The following is a 25,142-nucleotide window of genomic DNA, read 5'->3' as shown; positions in this document are numbered from 1 at the left end:
GATGAGATATTGATCTCATCGCTCTTTTTTTATGTGGGTATTGATTTCCTTTTTCATTCTCCCTATCGCTTGCCTGTATGTTTTGTACTCATCTTCTGACACTTCACTACTCATATAGCGAGTCCTACGATATGTTTCCAGAGTAGTCGTATCGATGATATCCTCTAACTGGCGACGACTAATCCATTCGTCTATCGTTTCGTTTCGATATCTTCCCATACTTTTGACAGCAAGCCATTTTTCGAACTCGTAATAAAGTTTTCTAATTTTATTTTGCGGTGCTTTAGATGCACTGCGCTTTTCCTTTTGGATGTCATTCGTGCTATTGTGCTGTTCGATAGATCCCGGTTTTTCAGGGTGATCAGTAGGTTTTTGTCTGTTTTTATAAAAAAAGTAAAGCCCGGCGGCGGCCAGCATGATCAGTATGATGGTTATGATTGAATCGAGTGGCAGCTGAGAAGAGAGTGATTCTTGCTGAATCATCTCCGTTTGATCCTCTCTCTGTTGATCAGTAGCTTCGCCTTCTGGCCAATCAGGCATTTCAAGCTCAATAGTCTCCATGAATCCGAAGAAAGGTCTCATCAAGAAAACTATAATGCTTAGCATTATATAAACGATATACTGTGCCACATAAACACCATAACGATAAGCGATTGACGAGATAATGCCAAGCGTTATAAAGGATGATATTAATGTTAGAAATACAATCGTTTTTCTCGTAATGGTATAACCGTTGTCAAGTAGCAGGTAGAGTAATCTTCCTGCAAAATAAAACAATAGTTGAGCAATGAATAGAATATAATATGTTGCTATCAACTGCGACGTCGTTTCTGTCTGAAATACTGATACAGCAATTAATAAAAGAAAAGAGGTGATGAGTGAAGATTCGACCATGGTATTTTCTGGATCATCAAAAAGGTATTCAATGCGCAACACCGAAAGGTAGCTGATTAATAGAGCCGATAACCAGTGGAAATCGAGTATCAGGGTAGTAATTAGTATAATCGGCAAGAGAAAATAGATATAACGAAGCTTAAAGTGGTGTGCGATACACCAAGCGGCAAGTAGTACAACGATAGTAATAAGTATGAAAAGTCCTATAGACGGCGGCTTACCATTGTGGGTATTTATGAAAAAAACTATAAAAGCCAATAGGAACATATTTGTCATATATGCATGGAAGAAAGCTAGATAATATTTAAATCGAGACATGACTGCGACTCCTCTTATAGGCATTGTACGGTGAGATACCCGACGTATCTATTTGGAAAATCTGTACACCTTTGGCCTGGAACAACTGAAGCATTTCTTCGATTGAGGGATCAGTTTTGCCTGTGAACAGTAGGTGCGAAGGTAGCTCCTTATGCAAATATATATGTTTTAAAAGTCTATCGAAGCTTAGCGTGAAGGAGAGAGTATTGATTCTAGCAAGCATCTCGAGCGTACTTCTATAATGTAACCCCCCACTTCCTTCACTACGACTGAGAAAACTGCCGGAGTCAAAAGAGGACAAGTTAGTATAGAGACTATATGGAATCTGTAACTCGGCCGCCCGACCTGTAAGATAGGCGATCTTTTCAATACTTTCTTCAATATTCATTGGTGGTGCATAGTTCTTTTCAGACCTCAAATTGATCAGAACCATCCAGGAAAGGTGTGTTGTCTTTTCGTAAATTCTTGTCTGCAGCTCTCCAGTTCTGGCGCTGGCTTTCCAATGCACATCCCTTATGCCATCGCTCTGATGATATTCCCTCGTACCTATTGTAAGCATCGGATCGCTAAACAACGCTTTTCTCTGAATAAATAGTCCCTGAGTTGATTTATTTCTCATATCGAACGGGGGTACTAGCAGCTGCTCAGGGTAGACGAGTACTTCATGCAGTGATCTATTAGATTGAACAAGTAGCAGAGAACCGAATCCGAAAATTCTCGGTATCTCAATCTGTGTGCTTATAATTTTACTTACGCCTCTCTTTTTAGCATGGAACGGTACTCTTAGGATAGTACTGCTTTTCGGCATGACTGTAAAATGCGCGATGGTCTCGGTATGATTTCTAGTATTTAAAGAAATGTCTTTTTCAAACTGTATATCATCGCCTGCAGTGAGCTTGAGGGTAGCACTGAGAATGGGCAGCCATCCATCATTTCTAATCTCTATTTCCATCATACTTTCCTGGTCCTTAAATAACCTGATTTCATCGCTTTGCAAGGCAACCAAAAGTTTATCGGGTACAACCTTTTCATAAAGTCGATCAAGTGTATAGAATGATACGAATAGGCCGAGCACGAGTGTAAAAAAGGGGTTCAGGTTTATGTTGTAGAAAATATTTAGAACGAGAAGGATAAGTACAGATCCTATAAAGAATGACATAGTCTTTGAATGACGATACTCGATCTTATAACGCATCTCGTGATACCCCGTATTCGACAGGCACTTCAACTTCGTTGATAATACTTTCAAGCACAGTACTCTGGTCAGAAACAGTTAGTCCCTCAAGGTTTAGGACGAGGCGGTGGGCGAGTACATATGGGGCGATATATTTTACATCGTCGGGCGTTACATAGGTTCTATCCCGAATCATCGCGACGCCTTGTACCGCATGCATTAGAGCTAGTGTACCGCGTGGCGATACGCCTGTGCCTATGAGGTCATGGTGCCTTGAGCGGTGGACGATATCGAGCATGTATTGCATAACGGATGGATCCACTGTGATATTAACCATTGTATTCTGCATCTTTGTAATTGTCTTTTCGTTAAAGACAGTCTCAATGGTCTGTGGGGTACTATTATCTCTGTATAGATTCATCATATCGAGCTCCTCCTCTGGGGAAGGGTAACCCAAATTGATACGCATCAGAAAACGGTCCATCTGTGCTTCAGGCAGACTGAATGTGCCCTGGGTCGATTCTATCGGGTTCTGGGTAGCCAGAACAATAAACGGATCAGCAATGTCTATTCTTTCTCCATCTATTGTAATTTGCCTCTCCTCCATAACTTCCAGCAGTGCGGATTGAGTACGTGGTGTCGCCCGGTTTATTTCATCTGCCAAGAGCACATTGGCATCTACGGGACCAATCTGGAGTTCGAAGTCGTGAGTTTTTGGATTGTACATATTTAAACCAGTTATATCGGTTGGCAGTAAATCTGGGGTAAATTGAATTCTTCTGAAAGAACCACCAATTGTTTTGGCCAGTGCTTTTGATAATGTAGTCTTCCCTGTACCAGGCACACTCTCAAAAAGTATATGACCTCTTTGTAGAATGCTTATGAAGATTAAGTCCAGCGTTTCCTCTTGTCCAACGATCACTTTACTTATTTCTTTCTTGAAATTTTCCAATATATTTTCAACATTCATAACTTTCCCACCTTTGTCTTTAATTACATATTAATAAAAAAAGTAGATTAGTGCCACAGTTTATTGAGTAAACACCCTTTTAAATGGGAAAAGCATATAAAATGGAGGCGATAGGGATGAAAGAACATTATAAACTGGTCATACTCGGCGGCGGGACAGCAGGTATTTCTACAGCCAATCGTATACTGAGCGAAGATAAGAGACTGACGAATGATATATTGATAATAGAACCTCGTGATGATCACTATTTCCAACCCGGATTTCCACTTGTTGGCAGTGGTGAAATGAAACTCAAATCGACACGTAAACCGATGAGCAAAGTAATGCCTAAAGGTGCAAGGTGGCTCAAGGAAGCAGTTGAAAATGTCGATCCTGTCAAAAGGGAGGTTGAAACAGGGAGTCGGGTCGTCAAATACGACTATCTAGTAGTAGCTTTGGGACTAGAGCTCGACTATGGTGCTATTGAAGGGGCGAAGGAATCCTTGGGGAAGAATGGCGTGTGTACCAACTATATATACGACCTAGTGAACTACACCTATGAGACTTTGGAGCACTTAAAAACCGGCAACTTAATAGTGACCAAACCGCAGTCCAAAATTAAAGGGGGCGTTTCAGCAGAGAATTCACTGTTCACCATGGATGAATACGTCAAAGATCATGAATTAGATATCAATATCGTCTTTAGAAGCGGAAGTCATGAAGTTTTTCCTGTAAAACGATATAACGACAATCTCGTGGCTCAACTAGATGAAAAAGGGATAGACTATAAACTTGAACAGGAGCTTGTCGAAATCAGGGGTGAACACAAGGAAGCTGTTTTCAAAGATCTTTCGACAGGAGAACTCCAAGTAATTCCTTTCGAGATGTTGGTTGTTACACCACCGATGCACGGCCCATCCATACTCAAAAACTCAGGGCTCCTTGATCCTGAGGGATGGGTGAGTGTTGACCCGTATACCATGATGCACAATACGTATACGACGGTTTTCTCGCTTGGTGATGCTTCAAGTCTGCCGACCTTCAAAATGGGGAGCTCAGTTAAATCACAGATGCCGATCCTGGTTAAGAATCTGCTAGAACGAATGGAAGATCAGACACCATCACATAAATATGATGGTAAGACAGCATGTCCAGTAGCCACCGAATACGGCCATCTAATACTCGCTGAGTTCGATTACAACAAAATTCCCGAGGAGACGACGTTTCTCAACCAAGCTGACGACAAATGGATGTTCTACCAGTTCAAGAAAAATATGCTGCCACTCATGTACTGGCACGCATTACTGAAGGGAAAAATATAAAAGCTAGGCCAATATTGGCCTAGCTTTTATAATCTATTCATATATTGTAAAGTCTTCAGCAAGATCTTCTACTTCATCACTCAAGTTTGTTTCAGAAATATTTCTGGCATTGTAGCCGATGCGCTCAAGCGTACTAATGAGATCGACATAGAGTAGACCACCATCAGTAGAACAGATGCCCTTATTCAGACGTTTCACGTGCTGTTTTCTTAGTTTGTTCTCAATCTTGTAAGATTTCTGGCTGAGCCTGATGACTTCTTCTAAGTCTTGAGGACTGTAAATATCAAGAGAATCTATCGACTTCTTAAAGGATTTATATACATGGTCGAACAGATCCTTGAGCCCTTCTTGAGCAGGTTCGGACAAGTCGATATTTTCCCGATGCTTACGATTGTAGAGGTCTGCGAATTCGTCGATCTGTCCGCTGACCTTGTAGAAGATGCGCGTTACTTCCAGCAACGTGGATTGCCTTTCTGCGTCTTCTGGTGAAATATCGGACTTGGATGCATCGATGATATAGGATCTAAGGCTATCCTGGAGCGTATCGACAACATTTATCTTTTCTTTAATCTGCTTGTAGAGTTTAGGATTATTTGTTTCACTAAATGCTTTTGTATCATCGAGAATGCTCAATGTGAGATTGCCAAGATTCTTTACTTCCTTCTGCGCACCTTGAAGGGCAAGTCCAGGAGATTGTCTCAGCAGGAGGGGATCAAGATGATTCGGCTTATAGTCCTCGGAAAAATCTTTGCCTGGTACGATCCGCGTTACAATCCAAGCAAGTATCGCAATGAACGGCAACTGGATCAGCGTATTGGAAACATTGAAGAAACCATGTGCAAATGCGATGGTCATCTCTGGGTTGAGTTCGAGAAGTTCTCTCAAATATGTCATCAGCTGGACAAAAAACGGCATGATGATCATGAATATGATAGCACCGATTACGTTGAATATGACATGGACAGCTGCTGCTCTTTTAGCAGCAATCGAACCGACCAGGGCAGCGAGAACGGCTGTAATCGTCGTACCCAAGTTATCACCGAGAAGAATCGGCAGAGCCGCATTCAGATCGAGAAGATCGTTGGAGTAGAAACCTTGGAGTATGGCGATTGTTGCACTGGAACTTTGGACGATGACAGTCAGTAACGTACCGACCGCGAGACCAAGAAATGAATTATTGGACATGTTGAGCATGAGTTCTCCGAAGCTCGGCAGGTCAGCCAGCGGTTTGACACCCTGTCCCATAAGATCGAGACCATAAAAAAGGGCACCGAAACCGAATAGAACCCGTCCAATGTTATTGAATTTTGGATTCTTGTTCATAAAGAAAATCATAAAAGCGCCAAGCGCCAGTATCGGCAATGCATAGTCACCTATTTTAAGGCCGATAATGAATGCAGTGACGGTGGTACCAATATTGGCCCCCATGATGACTCCGATTGATTGGCGCAAGGTCATGAATCCTGCAGATACCAGTCCAATCGTAATTACTGTTGTGCCGGTACTGCTTTGAATAAGGACAGTAACAATTATCCCTGCCAATATTCCTTTGATGGGGTTGGAAGTCATACGGTTCAGTACTTCACGCAAGCGATCTCCTGCTGCTGCCTGTAGTCCGTCTCCCATCTGTTTCAAACCATAAAGAAAAATACCAAGTCCTCCGAGAAATAGAAAGATGACTTCCATCGGACTAAGTTCCATAAATATTCCTCCACCCAGGTATCGGATACCTTAACATTATATTAATGATCTTAACGTAATCTTTACTGTTTATATTACGACTTACATTATAGTGTTAAATGTATTAAAATGCACCAAAATAAAAAAATTAATCCGAGTTAATATAATATGTTTGAGGTAAAAGCTTTTCTCGATATTCCTTCTAATATTCCCGCATTTCTTTGCGCTAATCTGTAGAATCATCCACTGTATTGAAATGGATATTTCGAATTCAGTTCCTTCAGTTCTATCTTCCACCGTCAGTACAAAGGAATATCGACAATCTTGGTGTGATGTGAGAAAATTAAGATTAAATGAAATGCGGATGAGGAGGACATGATAGTGACGGTCGTACTATTTGATGTAGACGGTGTTTTTTTAAGTGAGGAAAGATGTTTTGATGTATCTGCATTGGCAGTGCATGAACTTCTGTATAGTCCGAGATATTTGAACTTGGATACATATCAATTCCGTACCGATTACAATGATCAGGAAATAAAAGATATCAGAGCTGAAGTGTTCAGCAATGATGAGGTGCTTGACCGCTTCAAGCAGATGGGATTGAATTCCAACTGGGATATGCTCTTTGTTACATTTTCCATTGTCTACATTGAATTAATAAAGGATGCAAAACTCAATGTTGAGAACGTGGACATCGCGGATGTCCACAGTATTGGTGAAATGCTCGGTTTGCAAAATGCAGACTATGGTAAAGTCGTCGATTTCCTAAAAGCTGATGATTATACCAAGGATACCATCTACGAAGCTTTGATGGAGTATGCGAGGCTGAGTCTCGGTATAGAGGATGCAAGTGCATTTGAAATGTCCGGACCTATATGGCGGACAGGACAGTATAAATATCAAGAATGGTACTTGGGCAGTAGGGACGTAAAAACTTCGACGGGTATGGAGGCGGAAGAGACGGATAAGACCGGTTTTATACATGATGAAGAATGGATTGTAGATCCCGAAGATATCAGAGCTTTGCTAAACCGTCTCCTTGATGCTGGGATAGAGATCGGTGTGGCCACCGGGCGACCAAGGCAGGAGACGATCATTCCTTTCCAGCAAGAAAGGCTGACAGATATTTTCCGAGACAATCGGATATCCACCGCTTCCGAAGTGCTCGCTGCCGAAGCGGCAGATGGAGTAGAGGTATCACTTGCCAAGCCTCACCCGTATAGTTATCTATGGAGCTTGTACGCTCACGATGATACCCGTTTCAAAGACGCGGTAAATCAGAACAACACTTCAGACGAACAGATTTACATCATCGGAGATTCGGTAGCCGATTACTATTGTGCCGAAGCGATCGGGTGTGAGTTCATCGCAACACTTACAGGACTGACAGGACGTGCAATCATTCCAAGGTTTGAATCTCTGGGAGTGGAGCACATGGTCGATACAGTTCTTGAAATCGAAGAAATCATATTAAAAAGCCATCACTCTTAAGTGATGGTTTTTTAATTAGGAAAGGTCAACTTGTTTAACTTGATCGAACCCTTCAATTTTTATTAGTTCTTCTAATGCTTCTGCACCAACTGTCTGATCGAGTCGCAATGAAAGCATGGCTTCCCCGCCTTCATCTCTGCGACCAAGCTGCATGGTTGCGATGTTGATATCGTACTTGCCCAAAGTATGCCCCATTTCCCCTATGATTCCGGGACGGTCGATATGTTTGATGAAAAGGAGATGCTTTGTCGGTTTGATATCTACTTGGAACCCATTGATTTTGACGATGCGTTCACCATAGCCGTTCAATACGCTCGCACCAAGGGTCAGCGTCTCTTCACTATTGACCAGCTCAACTTCTAGATAGTTGTTGTAGCCATGTGTCTGAGCCTGTTTCTCAACCTTATACGTCACCCCTTGTTCTTGCAGAAGGTATAGGGCATTGATGATATTGACGTTTTCTCCAAGGTGAGGTTTTAGCATGTTGGAAACAAATGAACGGGTCAGAATACTCGTATCATCAAGCGCAAGTTCACCGTGGTACTTGAGCTTGACTTCAGAAGGCGGCCTGTTCATCAGTTGGATGGCAACCTTACCCATATGCGACGCAATGTTGATATAGGGTCTGAGCTCCTCGTTGATATTTTCGTTCATTCTTGGTGCATTTACAGCATGGATGATTACATTGTTTTCGAGAATATCAATTATTTCCCGGGAAACGCTCACAGCCACTTTCTCCTGTGCTTCAATTGTCGAAGCACCAAGGTGTGGTGTAACCACAATCTGCGGATGACCGAGAAGCGCTTGATTGGTTGATGGCTCGCTTTCAAATACATCAAGGGCGGCTCCATCGATCTGCCCTGCATCAAGTGCTTCAAGCAAGGCAGCTTCATCGATGATGCCTCCACGTGCAACGTTGACAATTTTAAGTCCAGGCTTTGCCATATTGAAGAATTCCTTGCCTACAATGCCCTTCGTCTGAGGTGTCAGCGGTGTATGGACTGTAAGGAAGTCCGCATGTTTTGCAATCTCATCAATTTCCAACTTCTCTATATCCGCTTCCCTTGCCTTTTCATCTGACAAGTATGGATCGAAAGCAACAATTTTCATACCGAAACTTCTAGCGCGGCGTGCAACACCGAAGCCGATTTTGCCAACACCAATGATTCCAAGCGTCTTGCCGTACATTTCGGTTCCTTTATAGGCTTTTCTGTTCCAGACGCCTTCCGATAACTGCTTGTGGGCCGCTGGTATCTGACGTGTAAGTGCCAACATCATTGCCAGGGTATGCTCAGTAGCAGATATTGTATTACCATCCGGTGCGTTGATAACGATGACGCCATATTTTGTAGCAGCATCAATATCGATGTTGTCGACACCGACACCTGCGCGTGCAATCACCTTGAGTGGCCGTGCGTGTTGGATAATCTTTTCAGTAATGGTGGTTTGGCTTCTGACGATTAGCGCATGGTAGTCGCCTACAATTTCCAAAATTTCCGATTCCGACAGCCCTGTGTTCACATCGACTTCGTAGTTCGGATGATTGAGTAACTCCTTAATACCATCCTCGCTGATCGGATCTAGTACGAGTACTTTGAATCTATTCATAGTATGCCTCCTGTGCAGCAGCCAATGCTTTACCATAGTACTGCTTATTGCGATGCTTGCTTAAAATCGCCTCAAGTGCCGCTAGGACTGTCAGCATGTCTTTTGGAAACATGTAACCCATGTGTCCGATACGAAGTATCCGCCCTTTAAGATGCTTCTGCCCACCAGCAATGGTAATGCCATGTTTGTTCTTAAGCGCATCTTTAATATGTGAGAGCTCATTTTCATCAGATTTGAAAGCAGTAACGGTTGGGGAGGCATATGCATCTTCCACCAGAAGCTCAAGGTCCAGTGCCTTGAGCCCAGCTCTCAGCATATTGCGCATCGCTAAGTGCCGGTCAAATACCTTCTCTATGCCTTCTTCGTTATAAAGCGATAAAACTTGATCCAACCCTTGTATAAGTGAAACAGCTGGGGTGAACGGTGTGGAGTGATCTTCTAATGCATCGAAATACTTGTTGATGTCCAAATAGAATCTGGGCAGCTTATTATTTGAAGCCCGTTTTCTTGCTGTGTTATTCATGGCTACAAAAGCAAGGCCCGGAGGCAGCATCAGTGCCTTCTGGCTGCCCGTAACGAGACAGTCTATCGCATCGGCTTTCATGTCGAACTTCATGCCACCGACTGCGCTTACACCATCAACTACAAATAATGTCTCTTCACTGTAGTCTTTTACTAACTTACCCAGTGCATTTATCGGATGGACTACAGCCGTAGAAGTTTCACAGGCTTGGGAGAAGACGGCTTTGATATTCTGCTTGCTTGCAAGAAAATCTTTGAAATCTTCAATATCCAGTCCTTCTCCCCATGGGACTTCGTATATGTGTACCTCATAAGGGTAGGACTTTGCGATGCTTCTGAAACGGTCGCCGAACGCACCACTGACGATGATGAGGACCGCTTCCTCGGGCTCCACCAGATTGACCATCGAAGTTTCCAGTGCGCTGGTGCCACTGGAGGTAAGGATGGCAACAGGGTGATCTGTTCCAAACAAAGGTCTGATACTCGATTGCACGTTCTCCATCAAAGAAGTGAAGTCGGAAGAGCGGTGTCCGATCATCCCGGCAGACATGGCATGGGTGACTTGTGGGGGGATAGGCGTGGGTCCAGGTGTAAGTAGCAGTTTAGGTTCCATTTGTTCATCCTCCATAGAATAGATGTACATTATAATATCAGTTTTTTCTGTATTTTCCATGAATACACTGAAAAAAATTCAGCTAAAATGTAAAAATACAACCTAAAGCGTTTACATTAGTTATCTTTGCCTTCCTTGAGAATTTCATCCACTAAGCGATGTGCATCTTGATAACGATCTCTATACGACGCACCTTCCAAGATATGTGTAAGTGGAGTTAGACCTTGTTGTTCAAGCTCTTTGATTATCAGATCGTGCACTGTTTTTCCGTAACTGACAACTGCTTGATTATCTTCAGACGCTTCTGGGGGTAGCACTAGTATTAGCGACCAGTGTTGCAGATGGATATAGTAATCGAAAACTGATTTTAGGCGGTTAAATTCCTCTCCATCTGCGTACATTTTCATTTTAACTTTAGTGGTTAAAACATCGGTATCGGCAAAAAAGACTTTGCGTGTTCCCGGAGAATGGATGTGGCGTCTGTTGTTTTCGAACTGGCCGATTCCTATGGCGTGGAAATCCCTTACATCCAGTTCGTCTTCTGTGATATGTTGCTCTTCACAGTAGGCTTTTGTGTATTCGGTGGAATAGCTAGTAGAATAACGTCTGGCCAAATCCTGCACCATCGAAGTTTTCCCCGTACCTGGAGCACCGATAACGAGAACATTCTGTACGAAGAATTTCCGAAATGGTCGCATGACATAATCCCAGTTCAGTATGGGTGCTTCCCTGATATTTGTCCCGCTGATACCGAGTATTTTACGATCCACCATTGTAATCTTCACATCGATTTCCGGATATTTTCTGAATAAGAATTGCTCCAGTGGTTCAATGTACTCCGCTTCCCCTACATAGAAAGTCATTTCTCCTACACCAAAAGGAAGCTCGTGCATTTCATCTGCAATGGTGTCCAGAAGCATGGTAAGCCACGGCTCCCAGCCATGTGGATATCTTGGAATGTGTGTTTCGTCGAGCTTAAGTACTGTAGCATTATCATCCGGTCCAAGCAGTTGCCGCATTGCTTTGACCCGACTGTCTAATGTCATGCCATAATTGTCTCCGCGGTCGCCCACATAGCCGCTAACGATGACGAATGCATGTCTGTTTTCTCTCTTTGCTCGAATAATCTGTTCGAAATGACCCACATGGCATGGAGCGAACGTCCCGAAATAAATACCTAGATCTCTCAAAGTGCAGTCTCCTAACGATTTAAGTGTTAAACCATTTATATCAGTATAGAAGCGGTTAATCAAATCCACTTGCATATCGTTTAGCAACTAAAAGCTGTAGATATGCTACAATCAGATGGTATAAAATGAAAAGTCGAGGTATATATTGAATGATTAGATGGATAAATATATTCAAAGGTTTTCTGATGGGCATTTGTGAATTAATCCCCGGTGTCAGCAGTGGGACAATGGCATTGCTGCTCGGCATCTATGACGAATTCATCGGAGCAGTCAGCAAAATCGTAACGAAAAGTTACAAAAAGGCCATTTTATTCCTATTACCGTTGCTAATCGGCATGGGAATTGCCATTTTGACACTCACTTCATTGATAGAATATTTGCTAGAGCATCATATGATTCCCACACACTGGTTCTTTATCGGACTCGTGCTTGGTGTCGTTCCGATGATGCTTAGAATCTCCAACTATAGAGTGGAATTCAAAGCTCCGCACTATATATTGGTTCTGGTGGCTGTGGCACTGCTGTTTTCAATCGGTATGATTAGGGGCAATGAGGTACCTCCTGAAACTTTAGTAGTGACTGTGCCGCTTCTCCTCCAGATGTTTTTCAGTGGTATTTTGGCTTCAATGACCATGCTGCTTCCCGGAATATCAGGTTCCTTGGTCTTATTGATCCTCGGTTCCTATAGTATTGTGATCTATTCCATAAATCAGCTTAAAGCATTCAACTTGGAAATATTGCCTGTATTAATTGCTGTAGGTTTGGGAATTGTTCTTGGTCTGCTGCTTGCGAGTCGAGTCATCCAGTATATGCTTAGAAACCATACGTATCTGACCTATGCCCTCATTCTCGGCCTGGTCGTTGGATCCGTTTTTGCAATCTACCCAGGTCTGCCGGAAACAAGCTTATCTTGGCTTGTGACAATGGTTGCTGCGTTCCTAGGGTTTACGATCAGCTGGTTCATGGGTACACGCAATAAGGAGACTATATGAATTGAGGTGAGTACATGGAACGTCACCCCCTGGTCACGGCCTACCATGACTATATACAATCTACAATCGATTACCGCGTTGCAGTTCTCGGTCAAGTCGATGCTGGCAAAAGCGCGCTCGTAAACAAATTGGCGGGCGGGAATTCCCATGTATCCACACAGACCGATGCGACACGTGCCATTACAGAACACCCATACGGAGAGAGGGGAAAGATTTTAGATTTCCCCGGCGTTGGAACGACTGAATATACACCAAAGCAGTACAGAAAGTTAATATCGAAAACGAACATCAAGCATGTGCTGTATGTATTCTCCTCGAAAATCCGGGACGCAGATGAGGCCACTATCAAGTATCTTGCAAAAAGAGGGGCCCGTATCACCTTCGTCTACAATAAAAGTGATACGCTCGTCGATGTTTCGGGCAAAAGGTCTCAGGAAACCCTGATGAACGATAAGGACACCGAACTGCATGTAACATTCAAAAAGCAGCTCGACCAGCCATTATGCTATCACTTCACAAGTATCAAAGATGAAGCGGGCATCACCGAACTGAAAGATGCGCTGGATGAAATCTTCGAAAGCAAGGACGCACTGTTTCAAGAAAGAGTACAGAGTGCACAGTACCTTGAAAGTTTCCTGACGAGAAAGATGAATGGTCTTGCCACTAAGCTCCTCTCGCCGGGATTCAAAGATATTATCCTCAGTCGTGCCTATAGATCTATAGAGGAGATGACCGAATCACATTATCACTTGTCGGAATCAGATGGTGCAATCATCGGACAAGAGATGCCAAGGGCAGCGACCTACATCAACCGTGCCAAGAATACCGACAAAGGCATGAAGAAACCGACAGACTACATCAATCATCTGGCTTCGATATTTGGGGCCATCTTCAAGATGCGCAAGCTGAATGTAGTCACCTTCGTTGTTTCCTCCCTCGGAGAGATCGGTATAAAAAATATTTATCCCGTAATGAAAGGTACATTTGAATACGTCGGCGATATGAATGACTTTGCAAGAGAAGTCATCAAGCATCATCGATAACGTGAGCGTCCTAGCTGTGCTGAGGCGTTCTTTTTTATAACATCTGTCTGGATAATTTTAATAAGCTGTCCAGATGTGGAATATTATGCAATCGTTTGCAATAAAAGCATTGAACTTTTATGAGAGCGATTTAATATTAAATCGAATATATCTTTTACACACAATCAAGGGAGAAAGGAAATGAAGAGCTATAAGTGGTTTTTGACGTTGGTTTTACTTATTGTCGTGGTATTGGGAGCGTGTGGACATCCTGGCGGACTAGAAAGTGGAGAAGCTTCTGAGGATGCATCTAATGATTCAGGAGAAACATCAGTACAACCTGAGAGGTCTGATAGCTTAGCCGTCTGGCTCGATGGTGAAAATCAAGTTGAAGTGTAGGAAGGAAAATATCCTTCCATAAGAATATTGTTACTTAAACTACCGTTTTAGTTTAAAAGATGTCCAATGAAATTTAGCGTTCATTATCTAGAATATCTTTATAAATATTTAAAGTAGTTACTCTCTAAATGCCCAATATGTTTTCAATTACTTATAATTTAGAGTGCTGATTTTTTTCAAATTCTTTATAAACTTCTATAGATATTATTACCAAACCAGCAAGCATGAGGATAAAAATTACAAACATAGGAATTATTGATACTTCTCTTAAGGCAGATTTGTAAACGCCTAAATCTGTAGTCCAACTAGTATTATGCTTCGTTTCAGAGTATACTGCTGCAGCTACTATATTAGAACAGTACAACAAGGTAGATGATGTTAGCAATGCGATTCCTATTAGTAAACGTTTCATTTTAATTTCTCCTTTTCTGAATGGGGGGGGTCCAATAATTAGTAGTGTAGCACTTTGTGTGTAACAAATAAACAAAAAAGGGTATTTCTACCACCAACACTGTAAGGGAAAGTTTATATTCAATTTCAATGTAGTCACTTTGTCCGTAGGTTTTCTATCGTTAGAAACTAATGTAGCAGAATTTGATTTCGATGAAAGTCAGGTTAACAAGGAAGTAATTACTCCCGATGATCCTGACAAATTTATTGAAAAATGGGATGGGAGAAGCCTCATCTAGATGCTAAATTAGTTGAAGTCGTAAAAGTAACTTATAACGAGGGTGACACGAAAGAATTGGATAACACCATACCTAACGACATCATAATGAATGCTTTACCTTCATACTATTCCGTAAGCAATGTTACATTTGTAGGAGAAGGTTACAGTAGTGTTGCGAGCGCAAGAACTTCGGGTCTAGGAGGCGCTGATGGTATTCTAAGACTTAGTGGGAAACACCAGATTGAAAACTCTTTTAGTGCTAATGTTGGAGTGAGTGCTCCAGCAGTTAATGCAACTGTTAGCTTTGACGTGACTAGTAGTGTCAGTCGAACAGCAGTCCATGAAATAGAAACTAATGGAAATGCGTATCAAATTGATGGTTACACTGCTTACAATAACTATGCATTTGATGTTTCCAATATTTTTGGTGTCAATGCAGGTTCCGGTAATACTTTACAAGCAATTGGTTTCTGTTATACTACTTACCAAATATAATGGCAGTTAAGAAATTGATGTGGTACTAAAAGTAAAATAGATTTTTAGGATTTTTAAAATGAGGTGAGTTCGGTAACTTGTTGCCGAACTCACCTTTATTTACTTTTTTAGAAGAAGTCTATATAAGGCAATATAAGATTTCCCTTTGTTCTAAGCGACACACTCGCAATTAAATTGCTTGTTAATAATAAATGACATTCAACATCAGCAAACACCGTGAAAGTATCCGTCTCTTTTCACGGTGTTATCTGTGTTTCATAAAATCAGTAAACAGTCGCAAAAAACTTTTTACTTAACGTGTCACTATAAAAACTTGTTTTGGCTAAAGCAGCCCTTGATTCAATGCGATCAAGGGCTGCTTTTCTGTTTACAGCTTTTTGCGTCATTTATTCCTGTCGCCATGAACAAAGGGAAAATTAATGCCCTTCGGCACACGCTAGCGCTTAGCCAAAGGGAAATTAAGTTCCTCAAACCTTAATTAAAACAGGAGTGAATAATAATGAAAATTACTATCAGTAATAACAAAAGAAGTGAAACAGCACTGTCATTCGACTTGTCCAATCCATGTGATGTAAAAAAAGCTCACGAGTACAAAGATAAGCTGATGGCAGAAGGGTATGACTATACAATCACTTGCATTAAAAGTGAGTGGGAGAAAAGTGATGAATACACAAGTTTAGATGACGTAACGGAAACCGTCTTACTGTTAGGAAAAATGAGTGACTTGCAATATCAAATTTTTGTCAGCATCGCACAAGAGGAAATACATGTACCTACAGATATAGCAATCAACGTGTTAGACAATGATATTATCCAAGAAGATATTGATAGCGTAGACCCAGATGATATTTGGGAAACCGTTCAAGTCGATTCTAAAGACTATGCTGTACTATATTAGGACAAAAAAGAAGACGATATAATTATTCGTCCTCTTTCTCTATTTATTTATTCCGTACACAGTATCCCTACTAGGATTACTCACACGGAAAAGATAGAATACAATAAGAATATACTGCGATATTAACGACGAATCTTTGTATGTTGTTATGTGAAGAAGGGAAACAATAAAATTTTGAAAGTTGAGATATACATGGAAAGAACATTTAATTTTTTAGAAATCCATGAAAGGAAAATTGTCAAAGCTTTACTCTATGGGTTTGTTATTGGTCTTTGTTTAGGGATATTACTTCATCCTGGTATGTATGTAAGAGGTGCAGATGGAACAAAAGTAGCTAGTGGTTTAACTGCTTTTGAATACGTTATGCAGTTATTAAGAATATCGATCATTTCTTCTTTATTAGTAACCCTACTAACTATGCTGTATACAAGAAATAAAAAGAATAAAACAAATAACGAGCTATAATAGCTCGTTATTTTTATTTTCTTAAATAAAAAGAGAACGAAAATTATTTGTTCTCTATTTCATTTTTGATTCTGTAAACAGTATCTCTACTCATGCTCAATTCTTCTGCAATTTGTTTTATAGGCTTCTTCTTATTTAGATACTCGATGACTAAAAAATATAACCGACGTTTTTCTTTATTTTTGCTAGTGGCACTATAGCTTTTGCTACGACTTTTATATTTTCCTTCACGCTTGGCAATCTCGATGCCTTGTGTTTGCCTTTCGAGTATCCTTATTCGTTCCTGTTCAGCATTGTAAGATATTATTTCTTTCGCAAGATTAAGTAATAGTTTTCCCAGGTCATCTTGATATTTTGTCGTATCAAGTAAAGGCATATCCAGAACAACAATATCAACATCTTTATTAATAAAATATTCCCATTCTTTATTGATCTCATTTTTATTTCTACCTAGACGATCAAGCTCTACAAAAACGATGGTGTCTTTCTCTCTTACATAGTTTTTCATATTCTTATATTCTGTCCGATTGAAGTCTTTTCCCGATTGCTTATCTATAAAAATCTTTTCGCAACTATAACCTTTAAGCGGCTTGATTTGTCGTTCTTCGTTTTGTCCTATTGTACTTACCCTTGCGTAACCGATCTTTGTCATTTTAGACACCCTTTTCGGACGTTTAAAACCCTTTAGAATCAACCTTTATGTAGTGACTGATTGAAGTATATTTTATTCAGTCACACAACAAAAAAATAAAGCTATATAGGCAAGCTCCTATATAGCTACTTAGAACAGTTTTACATCCTATTAACGGTGTTCACTGTACAAATCCTTGATTTATTTGAAAGGAACATCTCTATTAGTAATTCATCATATTGCAATTATTACTTATCTTTATTCTTCTCATACTGATTGATTAACCATTGGACTGTATCGGAGAGAGACAGGCGGATTCTCTCATTAGCTTGTACATCCCATTGTACACTTTCAAGATTCTTCTTTACTTCACTGTCGATACGCATTGATGTTGTTTTGAATTGTTGTACTTCCTCGTCCTTACTACCTTTTACCGTATTTTCTTCAATATTATTATCCAAAGTCATAAAAGCACCCCCCTATTCTGCGAAGTTTATTGCAATCCTCTTATAGTTAATCCGATTAAACTTACACAACTTTCTTTCTAGGAAATCCAACTTATGAATCTAAATAAATATCATTATCATTTTAATGTCTCAAATGTATACTTACTAGTTAAATCTGTAAATTCTATATCTAGTTTTTCTATATAGTATTTCTAAATATACCAAAATATTTTTTAGCATACATCGTGTAGGTGATCCATACTAAGTAAAAAGCGTATACCTATATTATTTCTTTCTGACATACTGAAATGCTTTTCTTCGGTAGTTTTTTGTATTAGCGTCTTGGTACTTTTCATCAATGCTTTATGATACTGAAAATTATTTGTGCAATCGTTTGCAGAAAAGTGTTGACTTACCATTGTTTCGAATATAAAATCTAATTTATAAGCGAAATGATAACGCTTACATATGAGAGGGGATGTAAAGATGAAGAAGTTCAAGTGGAACTATGCTTTTCTTTTCGCAACAATGCTGATGCTTGGCGCCTGTGGAAATAGCGGAGATGCCGGCGGTTCAGTGTCTGAAGAAACCGGGGGAGACAGCGCTGAAGGAGATAGCGTAACGATAGACCTCTATCAGTTCAAAGTTGAGTTTAAAGAGCAATTTGAAAGTCTCGTGGCACAATACGAAGAGGAGAATCCCAACGTTACAATCAACGTCGAAACAGTAGGGGGCGGTAACGACTATGGCGCGACACTGAAGTCGAAAATCGCTTCTGGAAATGAGCCTGATATTTTCAACATCGGTGGACCGCAAGCCTATGAAGATCACAAGGACCGCATTGCACCGATTGAAAACTCCGAAGCTGTAGATGCAGCACTCGAAGGTACACTTGAGTCAGTCACCATAGATGATCAAGTTTATGGAATCCCTTACAATCTCGAAGGTTATGGGTTGATTTACAATAAATCGATTTTCGAGGAGGCAGGCATCAATCCTGACGAGTTGACAACAATGGAAGATCTACAGAGTGCCGTTGAAACACTGGACGGTATGAAAGAAGAACTTGGTCTAGATGCAGTTTTCGCATTCCCGGGTAAAGAGAGATGGGTGTACGGTAACCACTCCAGTAGTTCTTTCTTGGCACCTGAATTTAATGACAGTGTGACAGAAGCATTCGAGTCCGACACAGTTGAATTTGAACTTTCTGACGAACTTAAAAACTATATCGACATGCAAGTTGAATATTCGGAGCAGCCTGTACTGAGCCTTGACTACTCCCAACAGGTCGAAGCATTGTACTCCATGGAAAAGGTGGCGATGATCCAGCAAGGAAACTGGGCGTATCCATCCATCGAGCAGATTGCACCGGATGTAGCAGAAAACTCAGGAATCATCCCCATCCCGGTTGCGGGAGAATCTAAAATGCCTGTAGGTGTGCCACAGTACTGGGTAGTAAACTCCGGTGCTGAGGATAATGTTCAAGAAGCAGCAGTCGATTTCCTCGATTGGATGTATACTTCCGACGAAGGTAAGGACGTTGTCCTGAACGATTTTAACTTCATTCCAGCATTCGAAGATTATGATACAAGTCAGATTGCAGATCCACTTTCTAAAGAGATCTATGAGTACTCTGAAGAAGGAAACACAAGCGGCTGGGTATTCCTAGGTTATCCAACCGGTTTCTCTGAAGATATATTTGGCGATAATGTGCAACAGTATATCTCTGGTGACATTACTTGGGAAGAAGTTATAGAAAACTCTCAAACATATTGGGAAGATAATAGACAATAGGAATGATGATGGAGCAATTATATTGCTCCATTATTTCTTAAATGAGGTGTTAATGTGAAAACCAAAAATATCATGTATTGGGTGTTTGTTGCTCCCGTTCTGGCTGCCTTATTGATTGTTGTTGTAGTTCCATTCGTGTGGGGGATTTACTACTCTCTAACTGACTGGACTGGAGACATGGCGCAGACACCGGTGTTCACCGGTTTACAGAACTACCAGAATCTATTAACCGATCCTACTTTTCTAAGTGCGCTTTGGTTTACATTTAAGTATGCGATAGTAACCGTGATACTCATCAATATTGTCGGCTTTTCATTGGCTCTTATCGTAACGAGCTACATAAAATCTAAGGATTTCCTGAGGACGATATTCTTCATGCCGAATTTGATCGGCGGTCTAATTCTTGGGTTTGTCTGGCAGTTCATATTTACGAATATTTTCAATGCTCTAGGTAACGCTCTTGGTATTGAAATGCTCCAAGGTTGGCTCGCAACACCCGCAACAGGGTTTTGGGGGCTCGTGATTCTTCACGTCTGGCAGATGGCTGGCTACATCATGATCATCTATATCGCCTACTTGCAGAGCATACCTGATGAACTTCTTGAAGCAGCCGACATAGACGGAGCAAGCTATGGACAGAAGCTCAAAAACGTAATCATGCCGTTGGTTGCACCTGCGTTTACAGTAAGTATGTTCCTGACGCTTTCTGGTGCATTTAAAATATATGATCAGAACCTCTCACTCACTGGCGGCGGGCCTGGCGGCTCCACGAAAATGATAGCGATGGATATCGTCGATACGGCATTTGCTATGAATACTATGGGGCTGGCACAAGCCAAGGCTGTTGTGTTCTTCATCATCGTCGCGATATTAAGTCTTACACAAGTCTACTATAATAAGAAAAAAGAGGTGGAGCTGTAATGAAGAAGAAAAAGACCACCGGCCGTATCATTCTAGAGATTGTCGGCATACTGCTCGCGCTTCTATGGCTTTCCCCTTTTTACATCATGCTCGTAAATGCATTCAAGACAAAACGCGAAATGTTTGAAAATACTTTGGCACCACCGAGTGAGCCTGTGTTTCAGAACTTCGTTCAGGCATTCCAAGAACTTGATTTTCTGAGAACATTCTTCAACTCTTTCTTGGTCACTTCACTCAGTATTATATGCATTGTTTTCTTTTCAGCTATGGCTGCATATGCGTTATCAAGGAATAAGAGTAAGGTCAGCGGCCTGATATTCTTTCTATTTGTCGCTTCGATGCTTATTCCATTCCAATCGGTAATGATTCCATTGGTTAAGATATTCAGTGAGTTACAAAGTCTGAATAAGTGGGGACTGATCTTCATGTACATAGGCTTTGGATCAGGTCTTTCGCTATTCCTCTACCATGGTGCCCTTAAAAATATACCGATATCTTTAGATGAAGCAGCAAAAATTGACGGTGCGACAAAATGGCAGACGTTCTGGCATGTCATCTTCCCACTACTGAGACCGATCGGTATTACAGTGGCCATTTTGAACGTAATATGGATTTGGAACGACTTCCTGCTCCCAAGTCTGGTACTTGGTCGAGGGGATGAAACAATCCCGCTCAAATTGTTCCTCTTCTTTGGACAGTACACCAAGCAATGGACATTGGCACTTGCGGGTTTGACGATTTCCATCATTCCTGTCATTATCGGATACTTCATAGCCCAAAAGCATATCATCAAAGGGGTATCGGATGGTGCGGTTAAGTAACTAGAAGGGTTAGTGTGAAATGGTGACAATAAAAGATGTAGCTAAACTTGCAGGGGTTTCTCCTTCCACTGTTTCCAGAGTGATCAAAGATCATGAAGGTATCAGCACACCTACAAAAAAAAGAGTAAAAAAAATAATGGAAGAGATCGGATACACACCGAATATTACAGCACGAAACCTCGTGACGAATCGGGCTAATACCATTGGCTTGGTAATCAAAAGTGGTGTTCATGAAGTAAATTTGAATCCTTTCTACTCCGAAGTAAATCTTGGCGTTTCAAAAGCTTGCAGAGAAAATGGTTTTTCGACCTTGACCACCTCGGCATCGAACGATGATAGTCTTCTGACAGAAGTAAAAGAACTAATTGGTTCTAAACAAGTGGATGGTTTTATTCTTCTCTATTCGAGAATGGACGACCCTATAGCGCATTTCCTCAATACGGAAGGTTTTCCTTATGTCGTCATAGGGAAGAATATTTTCGGTAATAACGACATTACCCATGTGGACAATGATAATGTTCAGTCAGCATATGCAATCACTGAATTATTGATTCGAAAAGGGTATAGTGAAATTGTAATGGTCGTAGATAACGACGTTTTCGCTGTCGCGAAAGATAGAATTAAAGGGTTCGAAGTGGCTATGGAGACATTTGGTTTGAGTGAGAGGGGTAGAGTGGTAAAATGCGAAGATGAAGGGGAGTCCATTCGTCATATGTTGGAATCTCTTTTCCGCAACGGTCGACCTCAAGCCCTGTTGACTTTAGATGGCGTACTGAATTCGAGAATCCTCTCTTATCTCTATCAATTGGAAATACGTATTCCAAGTGATGTTGCTACTGCAACATTCAGTGATTCATTACTGACTAAGCTTGCCTCCCCGCCCCAGACAACGGTGGATATCTTCCCTCAAACACTCGGTAGAGAGGCGGGCGAGGAAATCATCATGCTGATAAAGGATCCCAATAGGTCCAAAAAGAACATCACTGTGCCGACGCGCATTATAGAGCGGCAATCTACACAAGGAGGAAGTTAAATGAAAGTCACGGTTTGGAACGAATACAGGCACGAGAAAGAAAATGAAGAGGTAGGAAACATCTATCCTGAAGGTATTCATGCGCAAATCGCAAGTTTTCTTGACGGTCACGAGGTAACAACAGCAACACTCGACGAATCTGAACATGGTCTGACAGACGAAGTACTGAATAATACAGATGTGCTCGTATGGTGGGGCCATAAGGCGCACGATGAAGTATCAGATGAAATTGCCGAAAAAGTGCAGCAACGCGTATGGGATGGTATGGGACTCGTCGTGCTCCATTCCGCACACTTCTCTAAACCCTTCAAATTACTCATGGGGACATCCTGTGACTTGAAGTGGCGGGAAGCTCAGGAGAAGGAGCGCCTATGGGTAGTAGATCCAACACATCCAATTGTAGACGGATTAGGGGAGTACTTTGAACTGCCCCAAGAAGAGATGTACGGTGAGCATTTCGATATACCTGTACCTGACGAACTAATCATGCTCAGCTGGTTTGAAGGTGGAGAAGTGTTCAGAAGTGCATGTACTTTCAAGCGAGGTAACGGTAAAATATTCTACTTCCGTCCAGGTCATGAAACCCATCCGACCTACTACGATGCAAATGTCCAAACGGTCATTAAAAATGGTGTGGACTGGGTCGGCAGCGGGCACGGTAGGAAGCATGTCTACGGGAACCACCAACCTTTGGAACAGATAAAGGAGAAATCATAATGATTAACGTTGGTATTATCGGGTGCGGCAGCATTGGAGTCAAACGGCATATAGCAGAATATACCGATATTGAAAATGTACAGCTGGTTGCTTTCTGTGATCCGGTTATCGAACGGGCTGAGGCTCAGCAAGAGATCTATGGAGGCAAGGTGTATAGGGACTACAATGAACTTCTAGCCGACAAGTCCGTCGACGCTGTCAGTGTCTGTACACCAAATTACAAACATGCTGAAATATCCATTGCTGCGCTCAAAGCAGGCAAGCATGTATTGTGTGAGAAACCGATGGGCATTACCGTGGACGAGATGGATCGTATGATTGAAGCTGAAAAGCAGTCTGGCAAGCAGTTGATGGTCGGACACAACCAGCGTCTGATTAAAGAACATCAAGTAGCACGCGACTATATCGCCGAGGGGAAGCTTGGCAAGATTTACGCTTTTAGAACTACATTTGGTCACGGTGGTCCGGAGGGCTGGAGTGTCGATGGTAAAGATAGCTGGTTCTTTAAAAAAGAGCAGGCAGCAATGGGAGCCATGGGAGATCTAGGCGTGCACAAGGCAGATTTGATGCGCTACATCCTTGGCGAGGAGATCGTTGATGTCGGTGGTTTCATTTCGCAGGAAGCAAAAGCATTCTCTAATGTTGATGATAATGCTGTATGTATTCTGCGTACAGAATCGAACGCAGTCGGTACGCTCCAAGCAAGTTGGTCATTCAATGGAGAGGAAGATAACTCGACGGTCATATATGGCGAGAAGGGCGTGCTTAACCTCCTCGATGATACTGAGCATTCCTTCATCTTTACAAGCGACAAAGGAGAAGTAATCCGCGAGAACTATGGCGGAATTCAGACGAATGACGACGAAGGCCAGAGCAAGAAATCGCTTGTCATGGAAGCTTTTATCGACGCACTTGCAAAGGAAGAGCGTGTACCTGTAACGGCTGAAGATGCCAGGAAATCAGTTGAAATCATACTGGCTGCATTCGAATCAGATAGAACGAATAAGATTATAACTGGAGAATAGGTGTTGTAAATGTCCAAAATCAGACTGGGTTTCATAGGCGTCGGTGGGATAGCGACGGGGCGCCACATCCCCACTTTCAGAACTTTCGACGAAGTAGATATTACGGCGGTTCAGGATGTCAACCAGGAACGTGCCATGAAAGTGGCGAATGAGCTTGGTATTCCTGAGGTCTTTTCTAATGTCGAAGATATGTATTCCCATGTGGATGCGGTGGTCATTTCCACACCAAATAAGTATCACGCGCCAATTGCCATAGATGCCATGAACAACGGCAAGCATGTACTCTGTGAGAAACCGATGGCAATGACGACAGAGGAATGCAATGCAATGATCGAAGCAGAGGAAAAGAACGGTGTGAAGCTGCACATCGCCTACCATTATCGCTTTATGAAGGAAGCCATCGCAGCCAAGAAGATTATTGAACGGGGAACGATCGGTGAGCCATTAGTCGTCCGTGTAAAAGGGCTCAGACGCCGTAAGGTGCCTGGGTGGGGCGTGTTCACCAATCAGGAACTCCAAGGTGGCGGTGCGTTGATTGATTATGGTTGCCACCTACTCGATTTAGCAATGTATCTAATGGGAGAAGTAAAGCCGATAGAAGTGTCGAGCTCGACCTACAACCAACTGAGCCGCTCCAATACAGTCAACGAATGGGGACAATTCAATCGGGATTCTTTTGAAGTCGAGGACCATGTCAGTGCATTCATCCGCTTCAACAATGGCGCATCGATGCTGTTTGAAACAAGTTGGGCCGCAAATATCCCGGAGGATGAGAACCATATCAGTATTTCGGGTGCGAAAGCGGGACTGGATGTTTTCGATATGAAGGTCAATCAGGCAGACGAAGATCTTATGACGACCATGCGCATCGACTACATAAAAGTCGATGAAACCTTCAGCAGATTGCAAGCGGAGAATTTTATTTCAGCAATTAAATATAATACACCACTGACAGTAAAGTCGACAGAAGCAAAGGAAGTATCGAAGATCATAGAAGCAATCTACTTGAGCTCAAAGGAACAACGTAGCATCAGACTATAGGAGGCAAATAG

The 25,142-nt window shown here is 41.8% G+C and carries 25 protein-coding genes; 15 read left to right on the top strand and 10 right to left on the bottom strand.

Features of this window, described 5'->3' with window-relative positions:
• Nucleotides 1-15: 15 nt before the first annotated feature.
• Genes ACFOJ8_RS11210 through ACFOJ8_RS11200 form a run of 3 tightly spaced genes read right to left on the bottom strand, consistent with a single transcriptional unit; the run spans nucleotide 16 to nucleotide 3,356 of the window.
• Nucleotides 16-1,212 carry a hypothetical protein gene (locus ACFOJ8_RS11210; protein WP_380650658.1) on the bottom strand — a complete coding sequence of 399 codons (1,197 nt, stop codon included), beginning with the start codon at nucleotides 1,210-1,212 and terminating at the stop codon, nucleotides 16-18.
• Complete coding sequence (locus tag ACFOJ8_RS11205; protein WP_380659931.1) at nucleotides 1,199-2,407, bottom strand: DUF58 domain-containing protein; 1,209 nt, start codon at nucleotides 2,405-2,407, stop codon at nucleotides 1,199-1,201. Before ACFOJ8_RS11205 ends, ACFOJ8_RS11210 begins: the two co-directional genes overlap by 14 nt.
• Nucleotides 2,397-3,356 carry an AAA family ATPase gene (locus tag ACFOJ8_RS11200; RefSeq protein WP_380650654.1) on the bottom strand — a complete coding sequence of 320 codons (960 nt, stop codon included), beginning with the start codon at nucleotides 3,354-3,356 and terminating at the stop codon, nucleotides 2,397-2,399. The genes ACFOJ8_RS11205 and ACFOJ8_RS11200 overlap by 11 nt, the downstream gene beginning before the upstream one ends.
• A 116-nt stretch (nucleotides 3,357-3,472) precedes the next feature.
• On the opposite strand from ACFOJ8_RS11200, the gene ACFOJ8_RS11195 reads away from it, so the two are divergent.
• On the top strand, nucleotides 3,473-4,657 hold the full coding sequence (locus tag ACFOJ8_RS11195; RefSeq protein WP_380650652.1) for an NAD(P)/FAD-dependent oxidoreductase: 1,185 nt from the start codon (nucleotides 3,473-3,475) through the stop codon (nucleotides 4,655-4,657).
• A gap of 33 nt (nucleotides 4,658-4,690) precedes the next feature.
• Here the strand turns inward: ACFOJ8_RS11195 and ACFOJ8_RS11190 are convergent, their stop codons facing one another.
• Nucleotides 4,691-6,358 carry a Na/Pi cotransporter family protein gene (locus tag ACFOJ8_RS11190; RefSeq protein ID WP_380650650.1) on the bottom strand — a complete coding sequence of 556 codons (1,668 nt, stop codon included), beginning with the start codon at nucleotides 6,356-6,358 and terminating at the stop codon, nucleotides 4,691-4,693.
• Nucleotides 6,359-6,718: 360 nt separating this feature from the next.
• On the opposite strand from ACFOJ8_RS11190, the gene ACFOJ8_RS11185 reads away from it, so the two are divergent.
• A complete protein-coding gene (locus tag ACFOJ8_RS11185) occupies nucleotides 6,719-7,828 on the top strand; it encodes an HAD family hydrolase (protein WP_380650648.1) in 1,110 nt (369 codons plus the stop codon).
• Nucleotides 7,829-7,843: 15 nt separating this feature from the next.
• Here ACFOJ8_RS11185 and serA read toward each other — a convergent pair whose 3' ends face one another.
• The 3 genes from serA to ACFOJ8_RS11170 form a co-directional block, all read right to left on the bottom strand.
• A complete protein-coding gene (gene serA / locus ACFOJ8_RS11180; RefSeq protein WP_380650646.1) occupies nucleotides 7,844-9,436 on the bottom strand; it encodes a phosphoglycerate dehydrogenase in 1,593 nt (530 codons plus the stop codon).
• A complete protein-coding gene (locus tag ACFOJ8_RS11175) occupies nucleotides 9,429-10,571 on the bottom strand; it encodes a pyridoxal-phosphate-dependent aminotransferase family protein (RefSeq protein WP_380650644.1) in 1,143 nt (380 codons plus the stop codon). Before ACFOJ8_RS11175 ends, serA begins: the two co-directional genes overlap by 8 nt.
• 116 nt (nucleotides 10,572-10,687) lie before the next feature.
• Nucleotides 10,688-11,761, bottom strand: coding sequence for an AAA family ATPase (locus ACFOJ8_RS11170; RefSeq protein ID WP_380650642.1), 1,074 nt, complete (start codon nucleotides 11,759-11,761; stop codon nucleotides 10,688-10,690).
• Nucleotides 11,762-11,910: 149 nt separating this feature from the next.
• Between ACFOJ8_RS11170 and ACFOJ8_RS11165 the strand changes: the two genes are divergently transcribed.
• The 3 genes from ACFOJ8_RS11165 to ACFOJ8_RS11155 all read left to right on the top strand — a co-directional run bounded on the left by ACFOJ8_RS11165 (nucleotide 11,911) and on the right by ACFOJ8_RS11155 (nucleotide 14,174).
• Nucleotides 11,911-12,753 carry a DUF368 domain-containing protein gene (locus ACFOJ8_RS11165; RefSeq protein WP_380650640.1) on the top strand — a complete coding sequence of 281 codons (843 nt, stop codon included), beginning with the start codon at nucleotides 11,911-11,913 and terminating at the stop codon, nucleotides 12,751-12,753.
• Nucleotides 12,754-12,767: 14 nt separating this feature from the next.
• Complete coding sequence (locus ACFOJ8_RS11160; RefSeq protein ID WP_380650638.1) at nucleotides 12,768-13,796, top strand: GTPase domain-containing protein; 1,029 nt, start codon at nucleotides 12,768-12,770, stop codon at nucleotides 13,794-13,796.
• A 180-nt stretch (nucleotides 13,797-13,976) separates the two neighbouring features.
• Nucleotides 13,977-14,174: a hypothetical protein gene (locus ACFOJ8_RS11155; RefSeq protein WP_380650636.1), complete on the top strand. Its 198-nt coding sequence runs from the start codon at nucleotides 13,977-13,979 to the stop codon at nucleotides 14,172-14,174.
• Between the two features lie 151 nt (nucleotides 14,175-14,325).
• On the opposite strand, the gene ACFOJ8_RS11150 is transcribed toward ACFOJ8_RS11155, so the two are convergent.
• On the bottom strand, nucleotides 14,326-14,586 hold the full coding sequence (locus ACFOJ8_RS11150; RefSeq protein WP_380650634.1) for a hypothetical protein: 261 nt from the start codon (nucleotides 14,584-14,586) through the stop codon (nucleotides 14,326-14,328).
• A 252-nt stretch (nucleotides 14,587-14,838) separates the two neighbouring features.
• Here ACFOJ8_RS11150 and ACFOJ8_RS11145 point away from each other — a divergent pair, with 252 nt between their 5' ends.
• The 3 genes from ACFOJ8_RS11145 to ACFOJ8_RS11135 all read left to right on the top strand — a co-directional run bounded on the left by ACFOJ8_RS11145 (nucleotide 14,839) and on the right by ACFOJ8_RS11135 (nucleotide 16,702).
• Complete coding sequence (locus tag ACFOJ8_RS11145; RefSeq protein ID WP_380650632.1) at nucleotides 14,839-15,339, top strand: hypothetical protein; 501 nt, start codon at nucleotides 14,839-14,841, stop codon at nucleotides 15,337-15,339.
• 499 nt (nucleotides 15,340-15,838) lie between these two features.
• Nucleotides 15,839-16,237 (top strand): hypothetical protein, encoded by a 399-nt coding sequence (locus ACFOJ8_RS11140; RefSeq protein WP_380650630.1) that lies wholly within the window; start codon nucleotides 15,839-15,841, stop codon nucleotides 16,235-16,237.
• Between the two features lie 192 nt (nucleotides 16,238-16,429).
• A complete protein-coding gene (locus tag ACFOJ8_RS11135; RefSeq protein WP_380650628.1) occupies nucleotides 16,430-16,702 on the top strand; it encodes a hypothetical protein in 273 nt (90 codons plus the stop codon).
• Between the two features lie 43 nt (nucleotides 16,703-16,745).
• Here ACFOJ8_RS11135 and ACFOJ8_RS11130 read toward each other — a convergent pair whose 3' ends face one another.
• Both ACFOJ8_RS11130 and ACFOJ8_RS11125 read right to left on the bottom strand, forming a co-directional pair.
• Nucleotides 16,746-17,354, bottom strand: coding sequence for a recombinase family protein (locus tag ACFOJ8_RS11130; protein ID WP_380650626.1), 609 nt, complete (start codon nucleotides 17,352-17,354; stop codon nucleotides 16,746-16,748).
• Nucleotides 17,355-17,581: 227 nt separating this feature from the next.
• Nucleotides 17,582-17,800 (bottom strand): hypothetical protein, encoded by a 219-nt coding sequence (locus ACFOJ8_RS11125; RefSeq protein WP_380650624.1) that lies wholly within the window; start codon nucleotides 17,798-17,800, stop codon nucleotides 17,582-17,584.
• Nucleotides 17,801-18,265: 465 nt separating this feature from the next.
• On the opposite strand from ACFOJ8_RS11125, the gene ACFOJ8_RS11120 reads away from it, so the two are divergent.
• From ACFOJ8_RS11120 to ACFOJ8_RS11090, 7 genes are read left to right on the top strand one after another with little or no spacing between them, the layout of a single operon-like run.
• Nucleotides 18,266-19,573 (top strand): ABC transporter substrate-binding protein, encoded by a 1,308-nt coding sequence (locus ACFOJ8_RS11120; RefSeq protein WP_380650622.1) that lies wholly within the window; start codon nucleotides 18,266-18,268, stop codon nucleotides 19,571-19,573.
• Nucleotides 19,574-19,627: 54 nt separating this feature from the next.
• Nucleotides 19,628-20,494 carry a carbohydrate ABC transporter permease gene (locus ACFOJ8_RS11115; RefSeq protein ID WP_380650620.1) on the top strand — a complete coding sequence of 289 codons (867 nt, stop codon included), beginning with the start codon at nucleotides 19,628-19,630 and terminating at the stop codon, nucleotides 20,492-20,494.
• Nucleotides 20,494-21,315, top strand: a complete 822-nt coding sequence (locus ACFOJ8_RS11110) for a carbohydrate ABC transporter permease (RefSeq protein ID WP_380650618.1) — start codon at nucleotides 20,494-20,496, stop codon at nucleotides 21,313-21,315. The genes ACFOJ8_RS11115 and ACFOJ8_RS11110 overlap by 1 nt, the downstream gene beginning before the upstream one ends.
• A gap of 19 nt (nucleotides 21,316-21,334) precedes the next feature.
• A complete protein-coding gene (locus ACFOJ8_RS11105) occupies nucleotides 21,335-22,348 on the top strand; it encodes a LacI family DNA-binding transcriptional regulator (protein ID WP_380650616.1) in 1,014 nt (337 codons plus the stop codon).
• Entirely contained in the window at nucleotides 22,349-23,065 is a 717-nt protein-coding gene (locus tag ACFOJ8_RS11100) for a ThuA domain-containing protein (RefSeq protein WP_380650614.1), read from the top strand.
• Nucleotides 23,059-24,090 (top strand): Gfo/Idh/MocA family protein, encoded by a 1,032-nt coding sequence (locus ACFOJ8_RS11095; protein ID WP_380656923.1) that lies wholly within the window; start codon nucleotides 23,059-23,061, stop codon nucleotides 24,088-24,090. Before ACFOJ8_RS11100 ends, ACFOJ8_RS11095 begins: the two co-directional genes overlap by 7 nt.
• 9 nt (nucleotides 24,091-24,099) lie before the next feature.
• Nucleotides 24,100-25,131: a Gfo/Idh/MocA family protein gene (locus tag ACFOJ8_RS11090; RefSeq protein WP_380650612.1), complete on the top strand. Its 1,032-nt coding sequence runs from the start codon at nucleotides 24,100-24,102 to the stop codon at nucleotides 25,129-25,131.
• The last annotated feature ends 11 nt before the right edge of the window (nucleotides 25,132-25,142 follow it).

This window comes from Salinicoccus sesuvii (genome assembly GCF_042648145.1).
GTDB classification, from domain to species: domain Bacteria; phylum Bacillota; class Bacilli; order Staphylococcales; family Salinicoccaceae; genus Salinicoccus; species Salinicoccus sesuvii.
Note: the sequence above shows the minus strand (reverse complement) of the source record. Positions and strands in the feature narration are given on the sequence as shown.

Excerpts from the sequence above, each read along its gene's own strand:
- ACFOJ8_RS11210 (WP_380650658.1), bottom strand. The coding sequence starts at position 1,212 with ATGTCTCGATTTAAATATTATCTAGCTTTCTTCCATGCATATATGACA.
- ACFOJ8_RS11205 (WP_380659931.1), bottom strand. The coding sequence starts at position 2,407 with ATGCGTTATAAGATCGAGTATCGTCATTCAAAGACTATGTCATTCTTT.
- ACFOJ8_RS11200 (WP_380650654.1), bottom strand. The coding sequence starts at position 3,356 with ATGAATGTTGAAAATATATTGGAAAATTTCAAGAAAGAAATAAGTAAA.
- ACFOJ8_RS11195 (WP_380650652.1), top strand. The coding sequence starts at position 3,473 with ATGAAAGAACATTATAAACTGGTCATACTCGGCGGCGGGACAGCAGGT.
- ACFOJ8_RS11190 (WP_380650650.1), bottom strand. The coding sequence starts at position 6,358 with ATGGAACTTAGTCCGATGGAAGTCATCTTTCTATTTCTCGGAGGACTT.
- serA (WP_380650646.1), bottom strand. The coding sequence starts at position 9,436 with ATGAATAGATTCAAAGTACTCGTACTAGATCCGATCAGCGAGGATGGT.
- ACFOJ8_RS11175 (WP_380650644.1), bottom strand. The coding sequence starts at position 10,571 with ATGGAACCTAAACTGCTACTTACACCTGGACCCACGCCTATCCCCCCA.
- ACFOJ8_RS11165 (WP_380650640.1), top strand. The coding sequence starts at position 11,911 with ATGATTAGATGGATAAATATATTCAAAGGTTTTCTGATGGGCATTTGT.
- ACFOJ8_RS11160 (WP_380650638.1), top strand. The coding sequence starts at position 12,768 with ATGGAACGTCACCCCCTGGTCACGGCCTACCATGACTATATACAATCT.
- ACFOJ8_RS11155 (WP_380650636.1), top strand. The coding sequence starts at position 13,977 with ATGAAGAGCTATAAGTGGTTTTTGACGTTGGTTTTACTTATTGTCGTG.
- ACFOJ8_RS11150 (WP_380650634.1), bottom strand. The coding sequence starts at position 14,586 with ATGAAACGTTTACTAATAGGAATCGCATTGCTAACATCATCTACCTTG.
- ACFOJ8_RS11145 (WP_380650632.1), top strand. The coding sequence starts at position 14,839 with ATGGGATGGGAGAAGCCTCATCTAGATGCTAAATTAGTTGAAGTCGTA.
- ACFOJ8_RS11140 (WP_380650630.1), top strand. The coding sequence starts at position 15,839 with ATGAAAATTACTATCAGTAATAACAAAAGAAGTGAAACAGCACTGTCA.
- ACFOJ8_RS11135 (WP_380650628.1), top strand. The coding sequence starts at position 16,430 with ATGGAAAGAACATTTAATTTTTTAGAAATCCATGAAAGGAAAATTGTC.
- ACFOJ8_RS11130 (WP_380650626.1), bottom strand. The coding sequence starts at position 17,354 with ATGACAAAGATCGGTTACGCAAGGGTAAGTACAATAGGACAAAACGAA.
- ACFOJ8_RS11125 (WP_380650624.1), bottom strand. The coding sequence starts at position 17,800 with ATGACTTTGGATAATAATATTGAAGAAAATACGGTAAAAGGTAGTAAG.
- ACFOJ8_RS11120 (WP_380650622.1), top strand. The coding sequence starts at position 18,266 with ATGAAGAAGTTCAAGTGGAACTATGCTTTTCTTTTCGCAACAATGCTG.
- ACFOJ8_RS11110 (WP_380650618.1), top strand. The coding sequence starts at position 20,494 with ATGAAGAAGAAAAAGACCACCGGCCGTATCATTCTAGAGATTGTCGGC.
- ACFOJ8_RS11105 (WP_380650616.1), top strand. The coding sequence starts at position 21,335 with ATGGTGACAATAAAAGATGTAGCTAAACTTGCAGGGGTTTCTCCTTCC.
- ACFOJ8_RS11100 (WP_380650614.1), top strand. The coding sequence starts at position 22,349 with ATGAAAGTCACGGTTTGGAACGAATACAGGCACGAGAAAGAAAATGAA.
- ACFOJ8_RS11090 (WP_380650612.1), top strand. The coding sequence starts at position 24,100 with ATGTCCAAAATCAGACTGGGTTTCATAGGCGTCGGTGGGATAGCGACG.